Source organism: Pseudoflavonifractor intestinihominis, assembly GCF_040096055.1.
Lineage (GTDB): Bacteria > Bacillota > Clostridia > Oscillospirales > Oscillospiraceae > Pseudoflavonifractor > Pseudoflavonifractor intestinihominis.
Genome location: NZ_JBBMFK010000002.1, coordinates 48,401 through 64,471, shown reverse-complemented (window position 1 = coordinate 64,471; position 16,071 = coordinate 48,401). Strand labels below are relative to the sequence as shown.

Genomic DNA, 16,071 nt, shown 5'->3' with positions numbered 1-16,071 from the left:
GCGCCATGTACCGTTGCCCGGGCCGACCTGGCCCCGGCTTAGACTTCCGGCCCGACATTTGTTTGTTGCTATCAACATCCGGCGTCGAGCAGAAACCCTAAATGAGAGGGGGGATGGGGGCTCTGCAAAAGGAAACTCCCCGCCAGCTTTTCTTTGTATTTAAGAAGGAGAACTAAGGGTTTTGATTGGGGACACATTGTAACTACAAAGGTTGTATTTCGGAGGTTCATGTGATAGATTATTTGAGCAAAGGGGGTAGATGTACCATGGATAATACCGTGTCGGTGCCTAAGGAAGTCCGCGAGCAGATTGAAAATATCTATGCCCAAAGCGGACTCTCCTTCACCCAGACTATCAATGCTGGGGGGCCTCCCTTCCCCGTAAACGAGAGTAATGGCGGGTATATGAAGGCAAATGCCATGAAACAGTTGCTTGTGGAACTGGAAGCGGGTAAGAATTCTGGAAACCTAATCGATGCAGATACTGCCTGGCAGATAATTGAGGGTGTTGCGCAATGAGGATACTCTATCGACCGGCAGCGATTGAAGATATCCGAAGAACACTTGACTATATATCGGATACGCTCAAAAATCCCCAAGCTGTAAAACGATTAGTTGAGTGATGCCGTCAAGAATAGCAATTTGAGCGAGGAAGAGTTCCTTGCCCTTGTCAAAAAGGGGCAGAAGAACACCTGATCCATTAGAAGCCCCGGGCGAAAATCTGGGGTTTTCTTATATACAAAGAAAAGATGCTGACCAGGACCATCCTCCTTTGCTCCTTAGCTGCCCTGGATATGCCTGCTGCCCGATACTGTGACGCCAGGTTCCAGAATTGCCCTTTGGTTCCCTAAATATTATTGCTGTAGGCCATCCGCTTTGTCCGCACAATTGAGTATGATATAAACAAAGGAAAGTATGAAACCCTGAAAGGAGTCCTTGGATATGGCAAAGTCTGCGAACCTATATGCGCGCATTGAACCTGAGATCAAGGAGCAGGCGGAGGCCATTCTTCGTGATCTGGGTATCACGGCGTCCAATGCCATCACTATGTTCTATAAACAGATTATCCTCCAGCGCGGGATGCCCTTTGCGGTGGAACTGCCGGAGCATCCGCTGGATATCAGCCGCATGACCGGCCAGCAGCTGGATACGGAGCTGAAAAAAGGATATACACAGATGAAGACGGGCCAAACCATCCCGGCAAAACAGGCATTTGACGAGCTGCAGAAAGAACTGGGCGTATGAGCTATTGAGGTGATGCTGACTCCGGAAGCAAAGCACGACCTGCGGGTTATGACAGTGGACAACTATCTGGTGTTTTATATATCCCAGATCACCAGGCAAAGACCGTTGCGGTGCTACGTGTTGCTTATGGTGGCCGTGCTGAAGAGCATAGGCCGCCTTTTCTTTTGCGTTTTTCAACTTAGCTGGCCAACAGAGAAAGCTGTGGAATGCTGACTGCCAGGGTTTGCAACTGAAAACTTTGAAGACCGAGCGGGCAACTGCAAACTTGAAACAACTTGAGCACGCTGAGCTCGAATGGCGCACAATGAGAACGCAATGATGCTTTGGCCAGTATATAGCGCGATTTTATGCGTTTCATATTACCCTTGGAGGAAAGCACATACGTAACAGCGCAGGATCAGAGACGGTTTATGATACTTTTGGGTAGTAAAAGTCTTTCATCCGAGATAGGATTTGACGTTTTGGCAAAATAGTATGCAGAGGGTGGGGCGACGGGCCAATATGCGCAAAATAGGGACATAATATGGGAGTAATATGCGGGGAGAACAGCCAGAGATTTTTACAATATGCAGATAATATGGCGATAATAGTCACAATATGGATTAAATATAGCAATAATATGCTGAAAATATAATGATAATATGAAACGTTTGCTTGGATCGATTGCACCGTTGATTAGAGGCATCGTGCCTGTGGCCATGGGCAGCACAAAGGGGGGGCTTGGCGTGAGAAAATTTATTTTTTCTCCTTTTCTTTGTATATAAGACGATGGAAGGCAGGCTATGCTGTGCTGGAAAATCAGATTTGATTGTGATGTACAGGTACTATATACAGAAACTTATAAATAAAGAGGTAAAATTATTTTTTAATGCTTTATAGCTATCTTTGCTCCGTTCTGCTTGCTCTATAGTACTTTTTACGAACAGTGTTTCCGTGTGTTCCGAGTGGCACTGTGTCTGAAAATGTGGTCAGAGTAACGCATTGGGAGGCAGTTTATAACCACATCTTTCAGGATGGTTTTAGCACAGTGTTAGCAAAGATTACTTCAGGCATCTTGGGAACATCATACCATGCCCCCGGTGTGTTTCACCGGGGGACTTATTTTTGGGAACAGGCTTGCATTTCAATTGAGTTTCGCTATAATACAAATAAAGACTATTTTTTAATTTTGTATTTTATTAGGGGGTGACGGCTTGTGGCAAGAAAGGCGTATTCCGATGAGGAAAGGGAACTGGTAAAGGAGGCCCTGATGACCACCGTGATCCAGTGTATCGTGGATCGGGGCCTGATTCACAGCAGTATTGATGTTCTGTGCAGAAAAGTGGGGATCTCCAAGACCTTCTTCTACAGTTTTTTCGCATCCAAGGAGGAACTGGTGCTCCACGCCCTGCGATATCAGCAGCCCAGACTGCTGGACTATGCCCGAAAGCTGATGGAAGCCCCCGGACTTAGTTGGCGGGCAGGGGTGGAAACCTTCCTGAAAAACTGCTGCTACGGGTCCAAAAGCGGAGTCGCTGTTTTGTCCATCGAGGAGGAGCAGCAGGTGCGCCGCTGCCTTTCCGAAGAGAATTTTCAGGCCTTCCGACAGGACCAGGTCAGTTTTTATGGGAAACTGCTGGCCATCTTTGGCCTCCCCACAGACGGCATTGACCCCCGGCTGTTCGGTAATCTGGCTCTGGCCATGATGATGGTGCACAAGGCCATTCCGGACACTATGCCCTTCCTGTTTCCAGAGGTGGCGGAGGATATGGTGGAGTTCCAGGTCAGGGCTCTGGTGGACGAGATGGAGCGGGTAAAAGAGGATGTGCGGTAGGTGAACGCAAATGGATAGAGATCAGTACCTATGTCCAAACGGACGGGAAATACAGCAGAATATCGTCAGGCACAGAACCTTGGGATACAGGTCCTGGTTCTGTGCGGCCTTTTCGCGCCCTGCGTCAGCCTGTCCAAGTGACAGGGTGTCGCGGGGCATTTTTTATGGTTTGGAAAGAGGTGGCCTGATATGAGTTTACCAAAACGAAATAGTGCGGACGGGCGCTGTTACTGGATGAAGCCCGAGGTGCAGGAGGAACTGCAACCGCTCTTTGACCAGTGTATCCAGGATGCCATTGACGGGAGAATCACGCGGCTTGATTCCCTCTGGCCGCCGGTAGTGGTCAGCAGCGAAGGCGCACCCTTTGAGGTGCACGCTCTGGTGAGAAAATGGACCGAAGCGCAGCAGGCCGAGACCCTTGACGCGGAAAAGGCCATTGCTTTCAGCGAAAACCTGCGCCGCCAGAGCCGGTGGGGTGAAATTGACTACTATTTACTTGGCCTGTTGGAACAGGAGCTGCAGGAGAAGTATTTTGTCGTGACCGGTCGTGAAGATGACCACCGCTGGAATCGGGAGTATTCCCTGAAACCAGGTATCCGTGCAGAGGAGGTCCCGGAGCCGCTGCTGCGTTTTGCCTGCTATGTGGCGGTGAGCTATAAAGTGTATGGTTTGGACTTTGAGTATCTGGACACCAATTACCTCTTTGGATTGGTGGAGAAAGTCCGTCCGGATATGGTGAAAAAGCTCCGGGAAAATGGAACCGGCAGGCTACCGATCTCTCTGCAAAAGAGGAAAACAGAGCACTTCACCGCATCGGCCAACGATGCCTTTGCTGCAATCCGTATTACTGCCAGGGACAATACGGAGGAATGCTGCCGTGAAGTGCTGAACTACCTGTGTGAGCTTCTGGAGCAGGAGGATTTTCCCCGCAGCTATGCGGTGGAGTTCAAAGGACCGGAAAAGAGGTATCTTCCCATCACAGGTCTGCCCAAAAAGGGAGTAAACCAGCTCTTTGCCTGTGCCGTGCAGTACCCCGGCCTCCACCCCCTGATGGAACGGTACGCCCGGCTTGCCATGCGGCAATATGAGCAGTACACCAATCTCAGCGATGAGCAGTGCGCGCTCCCCGGAAGTTTTGCCGTGTTCGCTCTGGGAATGCTGGGGCAAGAGTGGCGGCAGCTGGTATGGGATTATCTCGATCTCTGTGATGATGAGCACTCCCACTTACAGGAAAAATTCCTCCGGGAGTATGTGAAACAGTTCGGATTTACCGCCGATACCGTCCCTGTATTTGTCCGTGGGGTGCTGTCCATGCAGAACATGAAGTATTCCAAGGACTATGCCGCGTGGATGGCAAACGCAGAAAGCCTGGACGCTCTGCTGGAGGCAAAAATCCACCTGTCTGAGATCGTTCCAAGCGGTTTTTCCTCCGACGAGGATGACGATGATGACGAGGAACCCGCCGAGGAAATAGAAGCCAGCCCGGAGGAAGTGCTGCAATACGCATGGGAAACGGTCTGCTATGTGATCTGGGGCAAAGCCAGCGCCAAGGGTGGTCAGAAAGTGGTGGAAGCAGCTTCAGAGGAACTGAAAGAACGGTATTCGGAAATTTTTCAATAGAATGTCAGGAGAATTCGGATGAGTGAAGTAAGCTATTCAAATGTACCTCCCATGATGGCTGCCATCAAAAGTGGTGACATAGAGGCGATTCGTTCCTTGCTTCATGCAGGGCATTCTCCCAATGAGCCGCAGTGCTATCAGGTAATGATTGGAGAGTGGCCGCGGGATGGCGAAGCCTCTCCACTGGAATTGGCTGTGCTGGAAAATCGGATGGACATGGTGCAGCTCCTGATTGAATGCGGAGCAGATTTGACCCATAACCCGGAAGAATTGCTTTGTGGTTCCCTGCGCAGTCAAGACCTGGCCCTGTTTTCCTTTTTGGTAGATGTGGGAGTCAGAATCCCCGCAGCGCAAAGGGATATATGCAGGCTGTTTCTCCACTTGGTGGATCGGGATGACCCTAATGTACTCCCCATTTTGAAAAGGATGAGCATGGATTTGAAACAATACGGCGGTGAAGCCCTGCGCAGTATGGCGAGCCATGGAAATCAGCTGCTGGTGGAGTATCTGATTCAAAACGGGGCGGACATCAACTATCACAAGCCAGATATGGTGTTTCCCTACGCTTCGACTCCTGTCACTGAAGCTGCACGGCACAACGATTTTCCTATGGTGCGCTGGCTTGTGGAGCAGGGTGCGGATATCACCATCCCAGATAAATACGGTGACCGGCCCTACACCGTAGCAGTGCAGAACAAAAATCAGGAAATGGCCGCCTACTTAAAAGCTCTGGAGCCGGAGGAATGGCACAACGAACAGGAAAAGGCGCGTCAACTCATGCCTTACAAGCTACCTGCCAAGCTGGTGGAATACTTAAAGACCGGCCCCTTGCGTCTGGAATTTCCAGAGTGGGAGCTGGTGAAATGGGCGGAACTGTACCCCTACATGGATGTGCAGGAGATGACCTGGAAGCGGAAAAAGCTGCTCTCTCTCATGGCGAAAATGGATAATTACAGCGACTATTTGCTGCTGTGGAGTCCCAGAGATAAGAAACTCTGGTATCTGGACATTGAGCATGAGGAGTTTCATCCGTTAGCCAAATGGGAGGCATTTATCGCTGATCCCGGAAAATATCTTAATGGAATGATTGAGGGCGAGTTTGAGGAATAAGGAGAGAACGCAACATGGAACAGGCATATTGCACCGCAGTTTTCTGGCGCAGCGGAGAAAAGATTGATCTGAATGGACTAAAACCAAATGCGGTACGGTGTCTGTCTGTGACGGGAGAGCGGAAGGTGAACCTGTCCTTCCTGCGAGATTATCCCAATCTGGAGGAACTAACCCTAATGGAAAAGTGTGAGGGTGTAGAAGTTCTCTCCGAGCTAAAGCAGCTTCATACACTGTCCCTATGGCTGTCGGCCTCTGTTTCCTGGGACAATGTTTCTCTCCCCGGTCTGCGTGTCCTCCACCTGCGTGGGGAAAAGAATGGCGACATCACCCCACTTCTCACCAGCATTACCTATCTCCATTTGGAGGAAATGCGGAAAACGGAAGATCTTGCCCCTTTCCTGACTCCAGCGACCCGGCTTCAGAAACTCTATCTCCAGTCACTCCCAGCTGTGCAGGAACTACCGGCTCTGGATGGGCTTCCTTCCCTTTATGCCCTGAAACTCTATGAGCTGCATAAACTAAACGATTTATCCGCCCTCTCTCACAGCCATTTGCGCTACTTTGCCGCCTCTCTGATCGGGGATAAACTCTCCGCCCAGGCGCTGGCAGATGCTGTGATGGCGATTCCCAATCTGGAGGCAGCTGCGCTCCAGCTGGCGGATCACTCCGAGCGGCGCTATGGCGGTGTCCAAAAAGCCTTTGCCGCCGCTGGGAAGTCCCCGCTGCTGTGGGAGGAAATCAGTGCTTTGACCACATGGCTGTCGCTATGATGTAGGAAATGGGAAAAGGAGAAACTACCTATGGCAGAGTTCAAACAAATCATAGATGATGCGCTGGGCATTCTGAAATTTGACGGAGCCGTACAGGACACTCTGGCGGAACTTCGAGAAAAATGGGGCGCACAGGTCCCGGCGCTGCTGGATGAACGCTTTGATGCCGTTGGCGTTCAGTATATGAAACTATCCCATGAAAAAGGGGCGGCAGCGTTGGGACAGGAACTTTCTACCTTCGGCTGGGCACTGTATAACCTGGACGATGAGGACGAGTATCTGTTTGCCTTGATCCCAGAGGAAGAACGCAACGAATGGGAACGCTACTGCAAAAAGCAGGGGCAATATTGCCACCTGATGAAACAGCAAGGGCGAAAATGGGGCGACCATGCCAAGGAGCAGGACCCTGGGAAGCTGATGCCCTGCGAGGAATACATACTTCAGGATGAGTACGATTATTTCTTCAATTCTCTGGCGGGTGATTTTGCGGTGGGTGAATGGAAAAACCAGGATGCAGAAGAATGGAAAAACGGCTGTGTGGCCGACCTGCGCCACCGTCCGCCGCAAGTAATCCGCTCCCACAGCTTGCCGCACCTTGGGTGCCTTACCTATTCCGCGGAACATGAACTCTATGCCGCGTCCAGAGCCGCTGGTAGCGGGACTATTGGCCGGGCATTACTGAGCAAGAATCCAGCCGCCCTCAACTGGGCCGAGCCGTCCCCCATTGGATATGACGGTCCACCCCGGACCCTCTGCTGGGCGGACCATTCCCTCTGGGTGGGTGATCCCACCAACGCTACACGGATTGAACTGACTGACCAGGGTACCTGCCAGGATGTGAAAAACTGGATTCTGCCGGAAGATGGATGGAGCACCAAATACCATTGCGGCATCGTGGCAGACGGTCTGGGCCGGGTCTACTTTTCCAACGAGTGGTACAAGGGGCAGATTTACCGCTGGGAAAACGGCAAGGTAACAAAACATCCCTTCTCTCTGGATGGATACGACCATCTCTCCGAGACCGTTCCCGTTCCCGGCACAGGCCGCATTACCATGATCCACGCAGTCAGTGGCAAGGGGCGGATGGAAGAATGCCTGCTGGAACTGGATATGGACACCGGGCGGTGCCGAATTGCCCCCCTGACTGGAATGGGCGAGGGGCTGAAACTTCGCTGGTTTACCGGGGACTGGCTGCTGGTGCAGGGAAATGGCGAAATCCTCTCCGATGACTTTGCCCAGCTCATCAATAGGAACACCCGTGAAGTGCTGCGTCTCCGTCCGGGAATGTTCGGCGGGGAGAAAATGCAGCACATTGGAATACTCACCGATGGCACGGTGGTCATCGTCACCCGACGGGATAGGGTTGGGCCGGTGTTTCGTTATCCCATCGACTTCTGGGGTTTCCTTCGGACGGCAAACAAGCCCAAAAAGCTGGAATGGCGGGAGTACAAAGAAGTGTACCCGAATCTGCCCATCTTTCTACCGTCCAAGGCCACGGAGCGAAAAATCATTCTCAAAAAAGACAGCCTGACCATCCTGGGGTTGGTATTTACGCCGCCGTTTACCCTTTCGCAGCTGGCGGAAAAGCTGGGGCCCGCCCGCATTGCCCTGCAAAATGGAACGCGGAAAAGCCCCATGACTGGCCGGGAGAGTCCCTATACCCAGGCCCTTGCTTTGTGGGACGAGCTTGGACTCCAGGGCTGGTTGGATGAAGATGAGCAGACCATCAAAACCCTTGGTGTCCGGGTAACGGCACAGGGAGAGTATGCGGTCCGGCAGACATTTGACGGAGCGGTTTGGATCGGGTCCAAGGACTACCGGGAGGCCAGCTGGAAGGATTTCGCCGGATTTGCCCATACCCTCCAATTAGGCGGCTTTACCGTTTATACCCGTTTGCCGGGTCCTGTTCCAGAGGAGCAGTCAGCGCAGAAAGCAAAGCTGGAGGCCCTCTCCGCCATGGTGCAGATCAGCTGGAAAGAGCCAGAGAAAAAGACGGCGAAGGCGCAGAAATACAAGGTATCCAAGCCGACGGAACCAGTACTGCACTTTGATACCTTCAACTTCAAGCTGGCGGTCATGGAAGTCCTGATGTACGAGAAAGGCTTACTGGCTCCTAAACTGGATGCCCATGAGTTTGCCAGAGAGTATAGCCGACGCAAGATCGACATTGACGCGGAAGGGTATGAACCCATCCCAGAGATTCGGAAGTGGCTGGAGAAATACCCTGTCCCGGAGCGGCTGGCCCTGGAGGTGACAGAGATCGAGATGGATGGCGGCAGCGAGATTTATACCCAGCTCTGTCCGTTCTGGGATGGTGAGGATGGAGCCTTTGATCTCAACACCATTACTGAGGCGGAACTGCGCCAGTTTCCCAATCTCAAGCATATGACCCTCATGTCCTCCAAGCCGGAACAGGTGCTGCCGGTTTTGGAACGGTGCGGTATCAAGGCAGACTTGCTGTGAGGTGCGCTGCTATGAATGAAAAACTATTTCGCCCACAATTTGATACATTGAAACTGGCCGATAAGCTCTGGCTGATGCAGACGCTGGCGGCTCGTTATCATTTGACATTCAGGGAACTATACGCCTTTTCCCGCTGGGGGCAACGCTGCACCACCGGCCTGTTTGAAAAAGGTGGCCGGGAGTTTGTCTTTGTCCCGGGCGATACCGTAACGCTTGGCTGGGAGAGCTTTGTCCAAGGAATGGACAAGGCCAACCAAGAGGAACTGGCGGATATGTTTGCGGAAATCGAATATGAGGGCACTGCGGAGGAATTTCTCCGGCAGGGCATGGCCCCGGTACGCCAGGTGACCATCGGCCCCATGTTTGTGGGCAGAAAACTGGAGGAGATCGGCTGGGAAAGCGTACCCATGAACGACCCACGCATCACCGCCCACCCTGACTGGCTGAAGAACTTGCAGAAGTGGGCGGGCCGGAGCGGCCAGAGCTTTGAAATACACGAAACTTTCCGCTTTGAACGCAATGGTGATAGCTGGCGAGCGTGGCTGTGCCATCCAATGACCTACCTGGAGTTTCAGCGATCCCTGTTGTGGGAGCTGGCAGCCAGCCTTCCCACGCCGGATGAGTGGGCCTATCTGTGCGGAGGAGGATGCCGCACCCTGTTTCCCTGGGGCGATGGGCTGGATTACTCCATGCATCTGCACCACTTTGAAAGCGAGGAAGATCAGGGCAAGCCATACGACATGGAGCAGCCCAACTTCTTTGGCCTGTCTATTGCCTACGACCCCTATCAGCGGGAGCTGGTAGAGGGGAAAATATTGACCACCTGCGGCGGCGACGGCGGCTGTAATATCTGCGGTGGCATGGGCCCTTTGCTTGGATATTTACCCTGTTCCCCTCACTGTAAACCGGAGGTTCGGGAGGATAACGGGATTCACAATGACTACGACTTTTTCCGTCCTGTTATCCGGGTGCAGACATCCGGGTGGAGAATGGTATCCTCCGAAGATGAGAGGTGATAGTATCAGATGATCGAAGCAATTACGAAAATCCACACCACTTCTTCTTCGGTTACATTTGTATGTGGCAATGTAGCCATGATTGGAAACGGTGAGTTTCGGGCTTCATCAGGAAAAGTGGATGGTTTTATCCTGTATGCCGACACCTTGCGGTATGAAAACGGGGCGAAGCTCTCACGGGATGAACAGGAAAATTTGAAGTGCCTGTATCAGCACTTTGTATTGAACCGTGAAGATTTCATAGACTGGGATATTTGAATGATAATTTACGGTAAAACAACAACCATATAGAGAACCGAAATAAGGAGGTACGGATATGGAATTATTGGAACAATGTCAGCAATGGTTTGAACAGGATGAAGCGCAGAAGGTAATTGATACCCTGGAAGCGATTCCTGCCGAGGAGCGCACCCCGGAACTGGACAGCGAATTGGCCAAGGCATATATAATGTCCCGCTGCCTGCGCCAATGATTGCATATCGGAGTAACCACTGCGGTGGAGTGCGTCCAGTGCACACCGGATAGCAGTGGCACCCCTACGCTTATCTAATCTCCAGATCAGAGGCCACTTGCCGGTCTGCTGATACATGTAGGTAGCCCATCCCACACATGGGCCAACGGATATGTCATAGCGTAGCCAATATGCCGCATCATCCTGTCTGACTGCAAGGATTTTTGTACGGTAGATTCCGTCCATTGGGATTTGAGGTGGATACATTATAGTTACCTACCTTTAACAATCGTAGATTTGAGTTTATAATACGCAAGTCGGCTCAAATCTATTGGCGGGCAGTTCTTCCATGCTCTGGTACTACTTATGGCTTGTAAATTGGGCAAGAAAGTGCTATAATACTTTAAAAAGAAACGGATTTCCCTTAGGTACCATGTGCTCATCCCTCCGCAACTAAGCACATTGTCCCCCAATAATGACTCCCACAAGAGTCCGAGGAAATTCGTTTCCCCGGGCTCTTTTTTTATTTCTTTTTGCTTCTTTGCCCGGTTTCTGGCTTAATTTAGTTCAATTTTGAACTTTTGGAGAAAAAGATGGGGCGAGCGTCCGGCGGTCAAAATGGTCGGACAAACGACCAGGTTGGAAGGGGACGATCACAAATTGCCGCCGGCGCTTGACGCTTCCCTGACACATACAGAGGGTCCGTGGCAGGCAGCTGCCGCGGACCCTTTTTCAATGCCCGCTATTGAGGGTCCGGCGGATTCCTGATATAATATGAAGAAAACACCTGTTCTAATAAGGGGGGAGCTGGATGACGGATATTCTGGAGGGCCTGAACCACGCCCAGCGGGAGGCGGTCACGTCCACCGAGGGCTTTGTCCGGGTCATTGCGGGCGCGGGCTCCGGCAAGACCCGGGCGCTGTCCCGCCGGTTTGCCTATCTGGTCAATGAGCTGGGCATCCTGCCGGGCAACATCCTCTGCGTCACCTTCACCAACAAGTCCGCCAACGAGATGCGCCAGCGCATCCACCAGCTCACCGGGGACAACGACACCGGGTACATCAACACCTTCCACGGCTTCTGCGTCTCCGTCCTCCAGGAGGACAGCCACGCGGTCCAGTACCCCAAGAGCTTTCTGGTGCTGGACAATTCCGACATTGACGCCATGCTTCAGATCATCTACGAGGAGCGGGGGCTGACCCTGCGGGACATGACCTTTGCCGCCGCCCGGGATATGATCGAGAACTACAAGCTGTTCCGGATGCCGGACTACTATAAGGACATGATCAATCTATCCCTGGACACCCTGAAGGAGAAGTATCTCAGCGCTGAAAAGACAGGGGACATCATTTTCTACGGCTACCTCTACCAGGAGAAGAAATGCTTCGGCCTGGACTACAACGACCTTATCAAATTCTCTCTCTACATCTTCCAGGAGCACGGGGACATCAAACTCAAGTGGCAGCAGCGGCTGGAGTACATCATGATCGACGAGTTCCAGGACATCGACCAGCTCCAGTACCAACTGATGGAGGTGCTCTGCGGCTACCATCAGAACCTGTTCATCGTGGGGGACCCGGACCAGACCATCTACACCTGGCGGGGCGCAGACGTGAAGTACCTGCTGGAATTTGACCGACGGTTTCCCAACGTGAAAACCATCATGATGATGGAGAACTACCGCTCCACGCCGGAGATTCTGGCGGCAGCCAACGCGCTGATCGACAAGAGCAAGTACCGCATCCGGAAGAACCTGATTCCCACCCTGCCGCCGGGCGCCCCGGTGCTGTGCCACCTGGGGGAGACCCAGGATGCAGAGGCAAAATGGATGGTGGGGGAGATGGAACAGCTCCACGGCCAGGGGGTCCCGTACCGGGACATGACGGTGCTCTATCGGGCCCACTATGTGTCCCGCTCGGTGGAGGAGGTGCTGCTCCAGGCCAAGATCCCCTATACCATTTACAGCGGCGTGCAGTTTTTCGGCCGCATGGAGATCAAGGACGCCCTGTCCTACCTGCGGATGATGGTCTACAAGGATGACCTGTCCTTCCGGCGGATCGCCAACGTGCCCAAGCGGAACCTGGGCAAGCGGCGGATGGCCTTTCTGGAGGAGTACGCGGCGGAGCATGGAAAGACCCTCTACCAGAGCCTGCTGGACAACCTGGAGGACCCGGTGTTCAAGGGCACAAAAGCTCAGGCCTTTGTCTCTCTGATCGAGACCTTTGCCGCCGGATATGAGGGCCGCCCTATCTCGGAGGTGCTCTCCGCTATCCTCAACGAGAGCGGCTATGAGCGGATGCTGCGCACCGAGGGCAGCCAGGAGCGGCTGGATAATCTGGCGGAGCTGAAGCAGTCGGTGTATGAGTACGAGACCACCTGCGGCGAGGAGACCACCCTGGAACACTACCTGGCCCACATTGCCCTGTTCAGCAACAGCGACGCCGGGGACCAGGGGGACAAGGTGAAGCTGATGACCGTCCACGCCGCCAAGGGTCTGGAGTTCCCCTATGTGTTCCTGTGCGGCATGAACGAGGGGATTTTTCCCTCCCGGAAGGTGCGCACCCTCCAGGGGATGGAGGAGGAGCGGCGGCTGGCCTTCGTGGCCCTGACCCGGGCGGAGAAGGGGCTCTACCTCTCCGAGGCGGACGGGCGCAACTTCGACGGCTCGCCCCGCTATCCGTCCCGGTTCCTGCTGGACATCGACCAGGAGCTGCTCACCTACACCAGGCCGCCGGGGGAGGGGCTGATCCGGGAGGCCCAGAACGCCATTGCCGCCAGCCAGCGCTACCTGCCGGAGGATGACAGTGCCATTGCCTTCTCTGTAGGCCAGCGGGTGCGGCACCAGATGTTCGGTCTGGGCACGATTGTGGAGGTGGACAGGGAGCGGGGCGCCCACGTGGTCCAGTTCGACGAGGTGGCCACGCCCAGGCGGATCTCCTTCCGGGCCAGGCTGGAGAGACTGTAAGCAAAAAACGCAACCCAGAAAGGGGAATGACATATGCTCTTGTCGGCGGAGCACATCAAAAAGGCATACGGCACCAAGGTGCTGCTGGACGGGGTGTCCCTCTACCTGAACCAGGGGGACAAGCTGGGGGTCATCGGCATCAACGGCACGGGAAAATCCACGCTGCTGAAGATCCTGGCAGGGGCCGAGGAGCCGGATGAGGGTACCGTTTCTCTGGATCCCAATGTGCGGGTGGAGTACCTGCCCCAGAACCCGGCCTTTGAGGGGAGCCGTACCGTGCTGGAGCAGGTGTTCGCCGGACTCTCTCCCGAGGCCCGGGAGCTGGCGGAGTACGAGGCCAAGACCATCCTCACCCGGCTGGGCATCACGGATTTTGACCAGCGTGTGGGCACCCTGTCCGGCGGCCAGCGGAAGCGGGTGGCCATGGCCTCCGCCCTGGTCCACGAGAGCGACGTGCTCATTCTGGACGAGCCCACCAACCACCTGGACAGCGAGATGGTCCGCTGGCTGGAGGACTATCTCCGCCAGTACAAGGGGGCTCTGGCCATGGTGACCCACGACCGCTACTTCCTGGAGCGGGTGGTCACCCGGATGGCGGAGGTGGAGCGGGGCAAGCTCTATTTCTATGAGGGCAACTACGAGGACTATCTCCGCATCCGGGCGGAGCGGGAGGAGATGGCCCAGGCCAGTGAGCGCAAGCGGCAGTCCATCCTCCGGCGGGAGTACCAGTGGGTGATGCAGGGCCCCACCGCCAGAGGTACCAAGAGCCGGGAGCGCCTGGAGCGGTACGAGGCCCTGAAGGAGCAGAAGGGCCCGGAGCAGCGGGCTGAGCTGACCCTGTCGGCCATCTCCAGCCGCCTGGGGAAGAAGACCATTGAGCTGCGGGGGGTGACCAAGTCCTTTGAGGGGCGGACAGTGCTGCGGGACTTTGACTGCATGCTCCTGCGGGACGACCGGATCGGCATTGTGGGCACCAACGGCAGCGGCAAGTCCACGCTGCTCAACCTGATCGCCGGCCGGCTGACCCCGGATAGGGGAGAGATTGAGCGGGGCGAGACGGTACGCATCGGATACTTCAGCCAGGAAAACCCCGTCATGCCCCCGGAGACTCGGGTCATCGACTACGTCAAGGAGATCGGAAACTATATCGAGACCCCTGAGGGCACTCTCACCGCCACCCAGCTGTTGGACAAATTCCTGTTCCCGGGGGACATCCAGTACAGTCCCATCTCCAAGCTGTCCGGCGGGGAGAAGCGGCGGCTGTTCCTGATGGCAGTGCTGGCCTCGGCGCCCAACGTGCTGCTGCTGGACGAGCCCACCAACGACCTGGATATCCAGACCCTGGCCATTCTGGAGGACTATCTGGAGACCTTCCCCGGGGCGGTCGTCACGGTCTCCCACGACCGGTTTTTCCTGGACAAAGTGGTGCGCCGGGTGTTCGCCGTGGAGGCGGACGGCGTGGTTCGGGCCTATCCTGGCGGGTACACCGAGTACCTGGCCGCCCGGCAGGCGGAGGAGAAGGCCAGGACCAAAGCTCCGGCAGCTGAGAAGAAGCAGGAGAGGCCCCAGGGACCCAAAAAGCTGAAATTCAGCTACAAGGAGCAGCGGGAATACGAGTCCATCGACGGCGAGATCGCCGCTCTGGAGGAGAAGGTGGCCGACGTGAAGCGCCGGCAGGAGGAATGCGCCAGCGACTATGTGGCCCTCCAGCAGCTCCAGGAGGAGCAGGCCCAGCTGGAAGGGGAGCTGGAGGAGAAGATGGACCGGTGGGTCTACCTCAACGACCTGGCGGAACAGATCGAAAAACAGAATCAGCAGTGAGGCGAGCAATATGGTAATCGGTATCATGGGAGAGAGTTGCACCGGCAAGTCTTTTCTGGCGGACCAGCTGAAGGATATTTTTCACGCCCGGGTGTATACAGGCAGGGACTATCTGCGCCTCTCCGGCAATGAAGCTGTGGCCCAAAAGCTCTTCTGCAAAAAGCTCCAGGAGGCGGTGGAGGGCGAGAGCGTGATTTACGTCATCTCCGAGCAGGAGCATCTAGCGCTGCTGCCGGAGCGGGCAATTCGCATTCTGGTGACAGCGGATCTGGATACGATCAAAGACAGATTTGCACTCCGCATGCACGGGACGCTGCCCGCGCCTGTGGCGGCCATGCTGGAGCGGAAGCACGGCTGCTTTGACAAGGAGGTCCATCAGATTCACATAGTCTCCGGGCAGTATGATCTGGGACAGCTCTGCGCTGAGATCCAAAACATTGCCGGCCGATAAAAGGAACGATTGGAAAAATAAAGCGCCAGAAGCGTCTTATCTCAGACGCTTCTGGCGCTTTACCGTCAAATATGGGATAAAATCCGTGCAGGACAGATAAAGCAATAGGCTTCTGAAACCTTGCGATTTCAGAAGCCTATTGGTACGGCTGAAGGGATTCGAACCCCCGACCTACTGGTTCGTAGCCAGTCACTCTATCCAACTGAGCTACAGCCGCATACTGCTTTGCATATCTCTTGCTGACAGCTTACCTATAATACCACAGGGGAGGAGAGAATGCAAGTAAAAAATGAGAAAAAAACGAAAAACTTCTGAGAGTAAAACAATAGGCTTCTGAAACCTTACGA

Annotated in this window: 13 protein-coding genes and 1 tRNA gene; 13 read left to right on the top strand and 1 reads right to left on the bottom strand. The window is 54.4% G+C overall.

What is annotated here, in order from left to right; translation table 11 throughout:
- The first annotated feature begins 266 nt into the window (after positions 1–266).
- The 13 genes from WMO64_RS01635 (at position 267) to WMO64_RS01575 (ending at position 15,724) form a co-directional block, all read left to right on the top strand.
- The gene (locus WMO64_RS01635) at positions 267–518 is read left to right on the top strand and encodes a hypothetical protein (RefSeq protein ID WP_349230789.1); all 252 of its coding nucleotides are present in this window, start codon (positions 267–269) and stop codon (positions 516–518) included.
- Positions 519–941: 423 nt separating this feature from the next.
- Complete coding sequence (locus WMO64_RS01630) at positions 942–1,244, top strand: type II toxin-antitoxin system RelB/DinJ family antitoxin (protein WP_349230788.1); 303 nt, start codon at positions 942–944, stop codon at positions 1,242–1,244.
- 1,195 nt (positions 1,245–2,439) lie between these two features.
- Complete coding sequence (locus WMO64_RS01625) at positions 2,440–3,057, top strand: TetR/AcrR family transcriptional regulator (protein ID WP_349230787.1); 618 nt, start codon at positions 2,440–2,442, stop codon at positions 3,055–3,057.
- A 189-nt stretch (positions 3,058–3,246) separates the two neighbouring features.
- The gene (locus WMO64_RS01620) at positions 3,247–4,677 is read left to right on the top strand and encodes a DUF6138 family protein (protein WP_349230786.1); all 1,431 of its coding nucleotides are present in this window, start codon (positions 3,247–3,249) and stop codon (positions 4,675–4,677) included.
- 18 nt (positions 4,678–4,695) lie between these two features.
- The gene (locus tag WMO64_RS01615; RefSeq protein WP_242915918.1) at positions 4,696–5,787 is read left to right on the top strand and encodes an ankyrin repeat domain-containing protein; all 1,092 of its coding nucleotides are present in this window, start codon (positions 4,696–4,698) and stop codon (positions 5,785–5,787) included.
- A gap of 14 nt (positions 5,788–5,801) precedes the next feature.
- Positions 5,802–6,557 (top strand): hypothetical protein, encoded by a 756-nt coding sequence (locus WMO64_RS01610; protein WP_349230785.1) that lies wholly within the window; start codon positions 5,802–5,804, stop codon positions 6,555–6,557.
- Positions 6,558–6,587: 30 nt separating this feature from the next.
- Positions 6,588–9,020, top strand: a complete 2,433-nt coding sequence (locus WMO64_RS01605) for a DUF6892 domain-containing protein (protein WP_349230784.1) — start codon at positions 6,588–6,590, stop codon at positions 9,018–9,020.
- Between the two features lie 11 nt (positions 9,021–9,031).
- Positions 9,032–10,036, top strand: a complete 1,005-nt coding sequence (locus WMO64_RS01600; protein ID WP_349230783.1) for a hypothetical protein — start codon at positions 9,032–9,034, stop codon at positions 10,034–10,036.
- 9 nt (positions 10,037–10,045) lie between these two features.
- Entirely contained in the window at positions 10,046–10,294 is a 249-nt protein-coding gene (locus WMO64_RS01595) for a hypothetical protein (RefSeq protein WP_087380136.1), read from the top strand.
- Positions 10,295–10,352: 58 nt separating this feature from the next.
- Positions 10,353–10,508 (top strand): hypothetical protein, encoded by a 156-nt coding sequence (locus WMO64_RS01590; protein WP_294519129.1) that lies wholly within the window; start codon positions 10,353–10,355, stop codon positions 10,506–10,508.
- 790 nt (positions 10,509–11,298) lie between these two features.
- Positions 11,299–13,452, top strand: coding sequence for an ATP-dependent helicase (locus WMO64_RS01585; protein ID WP_349230782.1), 2,154 nt, complete (start codon positions 11,299–11,301; stop codon positions 13,450–13,452).
- A 33-nt stretch (positions 13,453–13,485) separates the two neighbouring features.
- The gene (locus WMO64_RS01580; RefSeq protein ID WP_349230781.1) at positions 13,486–15,273 is read left to right on the top strand and encodes an ABC-F family ATP-binding cassette domain-containing protein; all 1,788 of its coding nucleotides are present in this window, start codon (positions 13,486–13,488) and stop codon (positions 15,271–15,273) included.
- A gap of 10 nt (positions 15,274–15,283) precedes the next feature.
- The gene (locus WMO64_RS01575; RefSeq protein ID WP_349230780.1) at positions 15,284–15,724 is read left to right on the top strand and encodes a hypothetical protein; all 441 of its coding nucleotides are present in this window, start codon (positions 15,284–15,286) and stop codon (positions 15,722–15,724) included.
- A 140-nt stretch (positions 15,725–15,864) separates the two neighbouring features.
- On the opposite strand, the gene WMO64_RS01570 is transcribed toward WMO64_RS01575, so the two are convergent.
- A tRNA-Arg gene (locus WMO64_RS01570) sits at positions 15,865–15,941 on the bottom strand.
- Positions 15,942–16,071: the final 130 nt, after the last annotated feature.